The 12,256-nt window shown below is 39.0% G+C and carries 9 protein-coding genes and 1 tRNA gene; 3 read left to right on the plus strand and 7 right to left on the minus strand.

Going from position 1 to position 12,256, the window contains the following annotated elements; translation table 11 throughout:
• Positions 1–241: 241 nt before the first annotated feature.
• Genes KYH19_RS01410 through KYH19_RS01420 form a run of 3 tightly spaced genes read left to right on the plus strand, consistent with a single transcriptional unit; the run spans position 242 to position 2,698 of the window.
• Positions 242–1,117: a universal stress protein gene (locus KYH19_RS01410; protein WP_219077298.1), complete on the plus strand. Its 876-nt coding sequence runs from the start codon at positions 242–244 to the stop codon at positions 1,115–1,117.
• Between the two features lie 56 nt (positions 1,118–1,173).
• On the plus strand, positions 1,174–2,211 hold the full coding sequence (gene adhP, locus KYH19_RS01415; RefSeq protein ID WP_219077299.1) for an alcohol dehydrogenase AdhP: 1,038 nt from the start codon (positions 1,174–1,176) through the stop codon (positions 2,209–2,211).
• Positions 2,212–2,242: 31 nt separating this feature from the next.
• Positions 2,243–2,698, plus strand: coding sequence for a pyridoxamine 5'-phosphate oxidase family protein (locus tag KYH19_RS01420; protein ID WP_219077300.1), 456 nt, complete (start codon positions 2,243–2,245; stop codon positions 2,696–2,698).
• Positions 2,699–2,980: 282 nt separating this feature from the next.
• Here KYH19_RS01420 and KYH19_RS01425 read toward each other — a convergent pair whose 3' ends face one another.
• From KYH19_RS01425 to KYH19_RS01455, 7 genes are all read right to left on the minus strand, one after another.
• Positions 2,981–3,397, minus strand: a complete 417-nt coding sequence (locus KYH19_RS01425; RefSeq protein ID WP_219077301.1) for a hypothetical protein — start codon at positions 3,395–3,397, stop codon at positions 2,981–2,983.
• Positions 3,398–3,407: 10 nt separating this feature from the next.
• Entirely contained in the window at positions 3,408–4,124 is a 717-nt protein-coding gene (locus KYH19_RS01430) for a TNT domain-containing protein (RefSeq protein WP_219077302.1), read from the minus strand.
• 350 nt (positions 4,125–4,474) lie between these two features.
• Positions 4,475–5,257: a hypothetical protein gene (locus tag KYH19_RS01435; protein ID WP_121282239.1), complete on the minus strand. Its 783-nt coding sequence runs from the start codon at positions 5,255–5,257 to the stop codon at positions 4,475–4,477.
• Positions 5,258–5,569: 312 nt separating this feature from the next.
• Positions 5,570–5,656, minus strand: a tRNA-Ser gene (locus tag KYH19_RS01440).
• Positions 5,657–5,828: 172 nt separating this feature from the next.
• Entirely contained in the window at positions 5,829–6,269 is a 441-nt protein-coding gene (locus KYH19_RS01445; protein WP_255562526.1) for a DoxX family protein, read from the minus strand.
• Positions 6,270–6,817: 548 nt separating this feature from the next.
• The gene (locus KYH19_RS01450; protein ID WP_219077304.1) at positions 6,818–7,642 is read right to left on the minus strand and encodes a response regulator; all 825 of its coding nucleotides are present in this window, start codon (positions 7,640–7,642) and stop codon (positions 6,818–6,820) included.
• Positions 7,627–10,800, minus strand: a complete 3,174-nt coding sequence (locus KYH19_RS01455; protein WP_219077305.1) for a two-component regulator propeller domain-containing protein — start codon at positions 10,798–10,800, stop codon at positions 7,627–7,629. Before KYH19_RS01455 ends, KYH19_RS01450 begins: the two co-directional genes overlap by 16 nt.
• Positions 10,801–12,256 lie beyond the last annotated feature (1,456 nt).

Below are 12,256 nucleotides of genomic sequence, written 5' to 3' on the forward strand. Positions count from 1 at the left end.
GTTAAACTCATTAATCGTTCAAATTAAAAAAATCTAAAACACCTGGAACCCTTTTGATCAGGCAAAGGAAATGACGATTCAACTATATCTTTCATTATAAATCCTTTTTTTATTAAAAAACGAGTTCTGGGAATTACTGTTCCTCGCTGCATTTAGCTGAAGATCATTTAAATAGCTGATGCTGCTCATATTTTTAACATGGTTTTTTTACAAACTTTATGCTTAATAAACAGAGCGCAATATGAAAAAGATCCTGGTACCTGTTGATTTCTCTCCAGCAGCAGAGAACGCAGCTAATTATGCAACTGATCTGGCCTATAACATTGGGGCGAGGATAGAACTATTCAATGTTTTTCAGGTTCCTGTGGTTTCTCCCGTTGCAGCATCGATGGTATGGCCTTATGAAGAGTACAGCCAGATGGAGGATGATGCTAAAAAAGCATTGGAGAAATTGCTTCATAAAGTCGAAAAGAAATATGAAGCTGCCTATCAAGATTATAGCCTTAAACCAGAGGTGTACGCAAGATCTGTCAGGGGAGAAGTGGATGATGAGGTTTGTAAATATTTTACCGAATGTAAAATGAACCTTGTGGTAATGGGATTAAATAGTGCAAGCAAGTTCTCCAAAATTTTAATCGGCAGTAATGCCAGAAAAATGATTGAGCGTGAAATACCGCTTTTATTGATCCCCACGGGCTACCAGTTCAAGAAGCCTAAAAAAATTGCTTTCGCCACCGATTTTAGCCATAGTGACATCCCTGTTTTATGTGCGCTTGCCGAATTTGCAAAACCTTTTAATGCCGATATACTCATTATGCATACAGGTAATTCAACATCAGATCCCGCAGCTTACAAAGAAACAATGGAAGGTTTTTTGAACCGGGTTGCCGATAGGGTAAACTATAGAAATATCTACCATAGGCATGTAAACAGTAAGCGGGTTAAGGATGGCCTAGACTGGATAGTAGAAAATGGTCAGATCGATATGCTGGCGATGGTACACCGGAAACACGGATTTTTTTATCGCTTGTTTAATGGCAGCTATACACTAAACATGTCTGATCATATTCAGATCCCACTTTTGGTTTTACCGCCTGAACATCGCATTCCGATGTAAAGCCAGGCGATCATTGCATAAAACTCAATTGTACAATCTATTTCTAAACAAAAAACATGTATCCTAAAACAATGAAAGCCGCTGTTGTCCATCAATATGGGGAACCTCTGGCCATAGAAGAACTTAAGGTCAGAACGCTCAATCAATACGAGATTCTGGTGAAAGTAATTTCGTGTGGTGTATGCCATACCGACTTGCACGCCTGTAATGGGGATTGGCCGGTAAAATCAAAAATGCCATTGGTGCCTGGTCACGAAGCCATCGGTTTGGTAGCTGCCATGGGGCATGATGTTAAAAGTGTTAAAGAAGGCGATGTAGTTGGCGTTCCATGGTTGTACAGTGCCTGTGGCTGTTGCGAATTTTGTTTAACAGGTTGGGAAACATTATGCTATGAGCAGCAAAACGGCGGTTATAGTGTTGATGGCGGTTTCGCAGAATATGTAATTGCCGATTCCAGGTATGTTGCTCATTTTCCTTCGCATGTAAATTTTGCAGAAATGGCACCGATTATCTGTGCCGGGGTTACCGTTTACAAAGGTTTAAAAGAAACCGAGGTAAAAGCAGGCGAATGGGTTGCCATATCTGGTATTGGCGGATTAGGCCATCTGGGTGTTCAATATGCAAAAGCCATGGGTTTTCAGGTTGCTGCAATTGATGTTTCAAACGATAAATTGGAAATGGCCAGAAAACTGGGTGCCGACATTGTGGTTAACGCACTTGAACAGGATCCTGGGGAATTCCTTAAAAAACAAACCGGGGGAATGCATGGTGTATTGGTCACTGCTGTATCGCCTATCGCTTTCAGTCAGGGGCTTTCCGCCCTGCGCAGAAAAGGCACTTTATCGCTGAATGGATTGCCTCCAGGCAGTTTCGACCTTCCCATATTTGATACCGTATTAAACAGGATTACCATCAGGGGTTCTATTGTAGGTACAAGAAAAGACATGCAGGAGGCTATCGAATTTGCCGTAGATGGCAAGGTGAAAGCGCAGATTAAGTCTGCAAAACTGGAAGATATTAATGAAGTATTTGAACAGATGAAAATGGGAGAGATTGAGGGAAGGGTTGTTTTAGATATTTCGGGAACAGCTTAGTAATAAATATTCAACATTAATTTTTTAAAAAATGTTAGGGAAATTAGAAGAAGAGGAAGTCGAAAAACTCCTTAAAGAGCAATATATAGGTCGTTTAGGCTGCCACGCCCATGGGGTGAGTTACATTGTGCCTATTAATTATGTTTACCGCAGCGGTACAGTTTATGCCCATTCTGCTCCCGGACAAAAAATCAGGATGATGAGAAGCAACCCACAGGTTTGCTTCCAGATTGACCAGATCCGCGACACTTTCAACTGGAAAAGTGTGGTGTGCTGGGGCAAATTTGAAGAAATCAACGATACTTCAGAAAAACAAAATGTTTTGCAGGGCATTATCCACCGGATGATGCCCTTAACCAATACACCATCAGAGCAGCCATCGCATGGCACAGGCAAAACAGATGCGCATGATGAAGAAATTATCGTATTCAAAATTGTACTGCACCTAAAAACGGGCAGATTTGAGGTTAATGACAGGAGCAATTGATCCGTTTAAAAGAATATGCTCAGTAATTGAATTAGGACAGGATGTTTAAATAAAAAAAGCCTGAAGTCATGCGATTTCAGGCTTTGTTTCTTCAGCGGGGATGATGGGATGCCTCTGCAACATCTGGAAGGAATTTTGGCTATTATTAAGGGAATTTACAAGAAGTAATTTGTCTTGTAATTTAAGCCTTAAAATCGCTTAAAATAAGTTGCTTGATCAATTTACGCAGAAAAATCGGCCACTTTGCTGAAAAATAAATGGCAATTTTGGGGATATCCAAGCTTAAATTTCGTTATATTTCCATACGCCGGAAATGGTAAGCAAAGTTAGTCCAGGTTGTTTTTCACCATAGCTAAAAACACAAATATATTTTGAATGACAAGACGGACAATCTGTTCCAAAGTACAATGTTGGTAAATCATTTACTGTCAATTCTCCAAAGTGAAGTAAATTTATGGAGGTTTCGGAGACAATTTTATTTTTTAATAATTCATTTTTAGCTAAAACCTTTTCATTATTGTACAATTGAAAAATCGGAAAACCTGATTCATAAGGTGTTATTTTAACGGTATTTTCATGGCCACAGTTACAACATTTGAATTTTACTGGTGCTGAGTTACCGATCTCTGCATTACTGAACGTGTTTTTGGCAACAGAAACCTGTTTTTCAATGAATATTTTTTTTGAAATGGAATACATCTAAATGATTTTATTGTGCAATAACTACGCCCACAGCTTCCGGGTATTTTCCACTCGGGTTTTTCTTAATTGTTACTTTAATATACCCTTCCTGGGCCAATTTATTCCAGGTTTTTTGGTAGCCAGTCGCTGGATCGATCGGGATTTTCCACATGGTCTGCTTACCATTGCCCACCTGATTAAACCAGGGAATAATATCTGCTGTTTGGCCTTTGAAATTTAATGAATTATTTAAAACTTCGATTTCATAATAAAAATCATAAGTATTTTCCGGTTGATTCAAGGCTCTTTGCCCGAAGGTATACACAGATCCATTGATGATTGGACTTGTAAAACTTCCTCCAAGGGTCGGAGCTCCTGTTCCGCTGTAGGTTCCAATCGCACCACTGTATCTATCGTATTTTTGTCCCATCGTGATTGGTGTATCATCTACTGTATTGAAACCTCCGTTTGCAGGTGGCCATTTTCCGTTTAAATTGTTGTTTATAAATAGCGTTTCCAGTTCGCTCCACTTTTGTTTCTTGTATAAATCGTAAACCTGATCCCTCATCGTCTGGCTTACAGTGTTTGAAAGATCATAGGTCGCAGCCAGTTGGTTTGCATTTTTGTAGAAATCAGTTGTTGCCGTAATTGGTGGTTCATCTAAAAGACCATCCTTATCCGAGCGGCAAGCCACAGAGAATAATGCAATGTTTAAAAGTAGAAAGTACTTTAATAAATTTTTCATAGCTGTTAATTTAGTTTAGTAAAATGATGATTTTGAAAATAGATGGGAATGAGCGTAAAATAATACATTATATGTATTGCTAATCTAATATTTTTTGATGATAAAAAATACATTAAATAAAATATTATCTAACATATGTCCCTCCTTACTAGCGCAAGTCTTAATGAGAATGCAGCTGGGTGGATGACTTGCGCATTCACCATATTTATCTAGATGAGATTTTTTTAGAGATGCATTGATTTACCGAAAGCCCAAATCAGGCTTTTGCTCAGGCCGTGGGCGCTAAGACTTGCGCTAGATAGCGAGCATTAACTTTAAGGCAATTAGATTAGAATTGCAAATAGGATGCATTAATCTTCGTCAACCTCATCATTTAATATATTGTACAAGTTCTTAGGTAGAATAATAGAAGATGGAATAGGCACCAACTTAAAAGTCCCGTCCATGTATTGAATTTTAATCGCCTTTAGTTTTGCGGTTTGCACCAAATCTGAGAACCAAACATAAGAAAACTCATATGAGCCTGTTTCTTTTTCTTTTATTGGGCCGACTGCTTTCATAGTCCTAATTGTCTGTCCTTTTGATGAAACTACATCACCAACAGCATTATAGCCGACAAAAGAAAACCAAATATATTTTATTGTTTTCTTTGCTGGATTATACACTTCTATTTTTGCACTCGTTCCGCTTGTGTATTCACTTTCATCGTAGTAACTCCAGTTCAGAACTGCCAGTCCTTTTGTTTTTGTATTGTCTAAAAATGCAAATGCTTTCTTTAAATCATTTCTATAGATTACATCCGCAGCATAACTTGCTTTAGATTTTATGCTATCTAATTCACTAGCATCCCACGTGTCAAATGCTTTTTGATCCTCCTTGTTTATTTTTAGAAAGTCGGGGTTTATGTATAGTTTTCTGTTTTTATAATATACTTCAAAAACATCTCCATATTTATACTTAATGAACGAGCTTACAATCACTAAAGTTTCATCATCTAGGTTGACATCATGATTACCATCAATCACACTTTTAACTGGAACATTACCATCCACAACCCCAAATATCAGATACTTTACTTGCCCAAAGGCTAACAACGGCAATAGTACGATTAGTGTTAAAAGTGTTCTTTTCATAATGAGTTTCAATTTAGTTCTATCTAATGTATGGAATAGGAATGTAAAACAAGTGATTATTTTGTATGCTGCGGTACGGGAAACCTAAAGGAATGCATAAACAGAATGGTGAGGCTTTAGGTTGCTAAAAAAATGGTGTAAGCAATCCAGTCCATACCATTTATAATTTTATCCTCATAGCAACAAAAGGAATAATCAAAGATAAGATTATTTTCAACGATAAACCACTCCAAAAGTACCCCCCTGTCGAAATATAGAGCAATAAAAAAGCCTCTAACGTTATGCTAAAGGCTTAATTTGCTTATTGCATTGCGGAGAGTGGGGGATTCGAACCCGCGGACCCTTTAACAAGTCAACAGTTTTCAAGACTGCCGCAATCGACCACTCTGCCAACTCTCCGCCGCAAAAGTACAAACTTGAAGCAAATCTGCAAATAATTTCTACTTAAATAATTTAATTAATATTTTAAGCCTTGCTAATCATTTAGTTAGTGGGTATAAAAAAAGCAAAAAGCATCAATGTACAGCTTTTTTAAGCCGTTTATGTTGGAGTTTTGTGTTTGTATTTTGAATTATGCAGCCTGTTTTGGCAAGATTTTCTCGTGTTCGACCGATAAAATTCCATTTCCTTCGATGGCAAAACAGATTAATCCAACCAATACTGAAACCGAAAACCAAAATTCTGAGTAGGGTTTAAAAATGCCTCCCGAAATATTGATAAAGAATACGGCCCCGATCAGTATCGGTAAATTAATGAGACAAAACGTACGCGTATAGGTACCCAGGGTAATGGCTAAACCACCAATTAGGTGTAATACGATAATGAAATGTGCCAGTAAGCTGATGCTTATTGCTGTACCTAAAAATGCACCGCGCATGAGGTTGCTAAATGCTGGCATATTGATGTAAAAATCAATGCCCTTCCAGATTAAAATAAGGCCTAATAAGATTCTAAAATAATCTAACCATTTTGGGTGGTGATGATCGCCCCAGTTCTCGATTTTCTTAAGCATTTTCATAACTTATATATTTTGGTTAATACAATTTACATATAATAAAAGATAATAACAATGGCTGGCTAATTATTTGATTTTGAGATGGAAAATGGAAGGAATTGATGTATGAAAAGAAAGATCGTCATTGGGAGTAACCATCAGTTCAGTGGCCTGAAAAAAATAGGAATGAGGTCCTATATGCGCTTTCTAATTTATTAGATTTAAGATTTTGCATCCTGTAAAACTCATTGAGCTAAGATGTCTAAGGTGGTCGTAAAAATTAAAGACTATGCTGTTTAATTAACCACTTTAGACACCTAAGAACATCTAATTCATTAAATAATCCTTTAGGCTTCCACACCATATAAGAACACGTAAGCTTATATGGTACTTAAATGTCTTATATGGTCAAAAAAAATAACACTGAATATCAGTTTTTACATAAACGTCATTATAAGGTACGAAGCAATCTTACAACGATCGCTGCTAGCGTGTGCATTAAGATTGCTTCGTCGGCTGAAAAAGCCTTCTCAATTAAGATTCTTCGCGCTTTATACCCTTTAAAATCACCCTTTTTTCTTTCCTGCGATACTGCCGTTCAAATAATCAGTGGGCGACATTCCAAACTGTTTGGCAAAATTCCGGCCGAAATGGGATTGCGAGCTATAACCCACCATTTCTGAAATTTCGTAAATTTTCAGTAGCCCTTCATTTAAAAGTTCAGCAGCTTTTTTTAACCTCGCTAAATTAATCAGTTCATTCGGACTCAGGTTAGAAATGGATTTGATTTTCCGGTATAAGGTTGGCCTGCTCATATTCATCTTTTCTGCCAGGTGTTCTACATCCAGATCCTGATCGCTGATGTTTTTGTTAATGATATCCTGTAATTTTTCCAAAAACAACTCATCTGCCTTAGAATGGGCAATGCTTTTCAAGTGGAGGAGGGGAGAATTGGAGAAATATTCTTTGATCTTTTTTCTGTTTTTAAGCAGGCTGGAAATCTGCACCTGCAAAAACTCGGGCGAAAAGGGCTTTTCTACATAGGCGTCAGCGCCAAGCTCTAAACCTTCAATTTTAGATTGTAATGAATTTTTTGCGGTAAGCAGTATCACCGGAATATGGCTGAACTCAAGGGTCGATTTTACTTTTGCACAAAATTCAAAGCCATCCATTTCGGGCATCATCACATCGCTGATAATGAGTTGAACAATTTCACGCTGTAATATTGCCAGGGCTTCTATCCCGTTTCTGGCCTGTAAAACATGATATTTTTCATCCAGGTCATCCGAAATGAAATCAAGGATATCCTCATTATCATCGACCAATAATACCACGTTTTTCTCTATTTCCTGTTGATCTTTCATCGTGAGCGTACCTACAATTTCTTCCATTTCCCGTTCAGGTTAAATTCAATAAGTTGATGGATGGGCAGTTCTAATACAAATATATTAAAATGGTGGTCATTAATATCCAGGTACAACTCGCCGCTATGCAACTGTGCGAGCGATTTGGAAATGGAAAGACCTATGCCAGTTCCAGTGGCGATCTGCGTTTCTTTAGCCCTGAAAAAAGGCTCAAAAATCTTCTCCTTGATTTCTGCAGGTATTTTATTGCCGTCGCTTTTAAAGCAAACTTTAAATTTATCCTGTTCTGCTGATTTCTTTAAACTGATTTCAGCTGTCGTTTTTCCATATTTAATGGCATTATCAACCAGGTTGCTGATGATTTTGTAAAAAGCTTCTACATCGATATAGGCTTGGAATGCTTTTTCGGGCAAGTTGATGGTATAACTGATATTCCGTTGCTCGGCTGCGGGCTGAAACTGGATAAAAATATCCTTTAATATCTCGCTGATATCAGCCTTTACAAAGTTCAGCGAAAATTCGCTGGTTTCGGTTTTCCTGAAATCGAGCAATTGATTGGTAAGTTTGAGCAGTCGATCCGTATTGCGGCCCATAATCCGTAAATTCTTTTCTATTGCAGGCACGGCATCGGCCTGTTTAATCAGTTTCTCCATCGGTCCGATAATCAAAGTGAGCGGCGTCCTGATTTCATGGGCAACGTTGGTGAAAAATTCGATCTTCGCCTGATAAACTTCCTTTTGTTTTTCATGCTCAAATACTTCCATCCGCCTGCTGTTTTTGAGTGCAATTTTTCGGTGGTACCTTCGCACCAAAAAGAAAATAATTGCCCCGGCCGCTACCACATAAATAAAATAGGCAAATGGACTGAGATAAAAAGGAGGACGTATTTTGATCAGAAGTTTAACATTTTTGGTGCTCCAGGTGTTGCTTCCTTCAACCAAAGCTTTCACTTCAAAAATGTAATTGCCGGGGGCAAGTTTGGTAAAATAAACCTTCCGGTTAGTCTTTAAATATTCCCAGTTTTTATAAAGCCCTGTCATTTTATAAGCATACTCTGTCATTTCAGGCGATAAATAACTTAAGGCAGCAAAATCGATACTAAAAGATGATTGGTTATGGTTAAGTTCGATGGTATCGGCATAAACAATCGATTTATTAGCAACAGAATCTTTCCCATTTAAACCTATTTCCAAACTGTTGACCTGAAACCCGGTTAAAAATACCGGGGGCTCATAGTTTGTTGCCTTTAAGTTGGCCGGATTAAAGCTTATCAGCCCTTTTACGCTCCCAAAATAGGTTCGGCCATCCTCATCCTGGTAGGCAGAGCTGTAGTTGAACTGATCAGTAAGTAATCCGTTGGCTTTAGAATAGGTTTTGCTTACCCCCGTAACGGGATCGAAGTGAATAAGGCCGCGTGTACTGCTAATCCAGAATTTATTTGCCGCATCTTCTTCGATACGGAACAGGTAATTGCTGGGGAAACCATTTTTTATTCCGTAACGTTTAAATTGATGTGTTTTCTGATCAAACCTGCAAAGTCCACCACCATCCGTAGTTACCCAAATATGCTGTTTGCTATCTTCAAAAATACTGTTTACGCTGTTATGGCTTAAACTTTTCGCATCCGCTGGGATATTTCGGTAGTTCACATGGCCTGGTCTGGATAAGTTAAACTTAAATACACCATCATTAAAGCTGCCCGCCCAGATATTACCCTTACTGTCTTCCATAACCGAATCGTAAAAAATAAAAGGGAGGCCGGTAATAGGGTCGAAATCATCTCTTTTGCGATTATAAAGATAAATCCCGTTGATGGTTCCAACTAAAATTTCACCTGACCGCGTTTTACAAAAAGTAACAATAAAATTGGTACGTAAGGCATTTCCAACACCTGCCTGGTAATGTTTAATTACCTTTTCTGTTTTCAGGTCTAAAACATCCAGGCCATGTTCAAAAGTGCCAATCCAGAGTTTGTCGCCGTCAACCAATAACCCATGGATATTGGAATAGGCAATACTTCCCGGTTTTCCGTCGGGTAAAAAGTGTTTAAATACGCCTGTTTTTACGTCGAGTTTGTTCAGTCCCGCATCCTCCGTACCAATCCATAAATTCCCATTCCGATCTTTTGTAATTTCCCTTACATCGCTTCCGCTGATTGAATTTGTACCTTTTTGCGGAAAGTATTTGGTAAACAGTGAAGTATGGCTCGAATAGTAATTTACTCCTCCAAAGTAGGTGCCGGTCCAAACCCCGCCCTCACGGTCGACACAAATGCTATAAACAGCATTATCACTTAAAGAATAATCGTTATTATATTGTTTTTTGAGGTGGATAATTGCCCCACTTTCATCATTATAAATGTAAATGCCCGATTCTGTAGCAATCCAAAATTCATGCGGGCCTGTTTTTTTGATATCCCGGACAAATATTGGCGTTTGGTCGTCGTTTAATCTGAGTATATTTTTTGATGCTAAAGTAACAGGGTTGAAAAGTTTAACACCTTGATTGGTCGTGCCAACCAATAAATTTCCATCTTCAGTCTCCGCAATTCTGGATACCCAGCCATATTCGGTTTTGGCATTTTTTCCATTAATATTAAACTGCTGAAAATTATTCGTTTTAGGGTTGTATTTTTCTAACGTTCCCTTTCCGGTACTGATCCATACACTTCCATCTTTTAAAATCGTTACCAGTGAGGCATCGAACGGTGCATTAAGGCCAAAAGCCTGTAGTTTCCTGGTACGCTTTTGATATAAATATATCTTGAATGAAGATAGAATCCATAAATGTCCACGCAAATCGCTCGCCAGGTCTGTAATCCGCATCCCTTTAGTTTCTTTTATGATAGCGAAACTTTCTTTTGTTGGATTGTATTGATACACACCATTGTTTGTGCCAACCCAAAGTGTTTGTTCGTGATCGTGGTGAAGTGCAGAAATCAGATCGTTACCCAAACTACCAGCTTTTTCGGTATCGTTTCGGTAGGTTTTAAAAGAATAACCGTCAAACCGGTTCAAACCATCTTTAGTGCCAAACCACATAAAGCCGTTCCCATCCTGCACACTACAAAAGGCCGTATTATTAGAAAGCCCGTTCTCTACCTGGTAATGCCTGAAATAATAAGGTTGCGCCCAAAGCAGGGTGGCCGAAAATAATAGGTATAAAAGGATGATGAGTTTTTTCAAGAGATATTGGTCAGTAGCTTCAAATATATTAAAGAAATGTTTTGCTTTCAGGTTAATTTGAGTTTGAGAGGATTTGTAGAGGAATTGAGACAGATTCTATTTTAATTTGGGAAAGCCTTAAAGATAGAAACTCAGTTTTTATAGAAATGAAATTGCGAACTGCCAACTGCAAATTGTAAACTGATTTGGGCGTTCCCTAAGCTGCGCAAAGGTCGGGCTTTTGCAGGGCTGCGCTTTGCTCCGGTACCGATGAAGAATCGGTACTGAACCCTTACAATCCCTAACGCAAAACCCACAGCTTTATAAACCTCGCAGGTTTTTAAACGGCGCAGTCCTCAATGAGGCCATTAAAAATAAATACAACGCCGAATTAAACCTGCGAGGTCTGATCTAAATTAGGACTACAGGCTTGTGTTAAATAAACCTGATAGAACGGAAAGCCCGGAGCCCGATTTTTCATCGGGAGAGGACTTGAAGAGATAGCAGGGCTTCCCTAACCGAAATGTGCCAGCCGCATCATTTCCAAAAAAACAAAAACCACTTCAGCAGCATATCGACAACTGTCAATTGCCAATTAATCTGGGCGTTCCCTAAGCTGCACAAAGGTCGGGCTTTTCAGGGCTGCGCTTCGCTCCGGTACCGATGAAGGATCGGTACTGGACCCTTACAATCCCTAACGCAAACCCACGGCTTTATAGACCTCGCAGGTTTTTAAACGGCGCAGTCCTCAATGAGGCCATTAAAAATAAATACAACGCCGAATTAAACCTGCGAGGTCTGATCTAAATTAGGACTACAGGCTTGTGTTAAATAAACCTGATAGAACGGAAAGCCCGGAGCCCGATTTTTCATCGGGAGAGGACTTGAAGAGATAGCAGGGCTTCCCTAACCGAAATGTGCCAGCCGCATCATTTCCAAAAAAACAAAAACCACTTCAGCAGCATATCGACAACTGTCAATTGCCAATTAATCTGGGCGTTCCCTAAGCTGCACAAAGGTCGGGCTTTGCAGGGCTGCGCTTCGCTCCGGTACCGATGAAGGATCGGTACTGGACCCTTACAATCCCTAACGCAAACCCACGGCTTTATAGACCTCGCAGGTTTTTAAACGGCGCAGTCCTCAATGAGGCCATTAAAAATAAATACAACGCTGAATTAAACCTGCGAGGTCTGATCTAAATTAGGACTACAGGCCTGTGTTAAATAAACCTGATAGAACGGAAAGCCCGGATCTCAATTTTTCATCCTACCGTGTGGACATATCTTTTTTGAGAATAGTTTAGGCATTTTGCTAACTGATTTTAATAAAGCACAGGTTTTAGCAAAGGACGCCGTCAATCCCAAGTGGCAGAAGGATCAAAAAAACAGGTGCAATACAGAACAAAGGACACTACCAAACCTGAAACGCAGTGGTTTTGTGTTCATAAACGATAATTCAAAGCTATAAAGGAATTGAA

The sequence above is a fragment of the Pedobacter sp. D749 genome (assembly GCF_019317285.1).
Classification (GTDB): domain Bacteria; phylum Bacteroidota; class Bacteroidia; order Sphingobacteriales; family Sphingobacteriaceae; genus Pedobacter.

Bases quoted from the DNA above. Each gene is read 5' to 3' on its own strand.
- KYH19_RS01430 (WP_219077302.1), bottom strand. From the start codon at position 4,124: ATGAAAAATTTATTAAAGTACTTTCTACTTTTAAACATTGCATTATTC.
- KYH19_RS01450 (WP_219077304.1), bottom strand. From the start codon at position 7,642: ATGGAAGAAATTGTAGGTACGCTCACGATGAAAGATCAACAGGAAATA.
- KYH19_RS01445 (WP_255562526.1), bottom strand. From the start codon at position 6,269: ATGCTTAAGAAAATCGAGAACTGGGGCGATCATCACCACCCAAAATGG.
- adhP (WP_219077299.1), top strand. From the start codon at position 1,174: ATGTATCCTAAAACAATGAAAGCCGCTGTTGTCCATCAATATGGGGAA.
- KYH19_RS01435 (WP_121282239.1), bottom strand. From the start codon at position 5,257: ATGAAAAGAACACTTTTAACACTAATCGTACTATTGCCGTTGTTAGCC.
- KYH19_RS01425 (WP_219077301.1), bottom strand. From the start codon at position 3,397: ATGTATTCCATTTCAAAAAAAATATTCATTGAAAAACAGGTTTCTGTT.
- KYH19_RS01420 (WP_219077300.1), top strand. From the start codon at position 2,243: ATGTTAGGGAAATTAGAAGAAGAGGAAGTCGAAAAACTCCTTAAAGAG.
- KYH19_RS01410 (WP_219077298.1), top strand. From the start codon at position 242: ATGAAAAAGATCCTGGTACCTGTTGATTTCTCTCCAGCAGCAGAGAAC.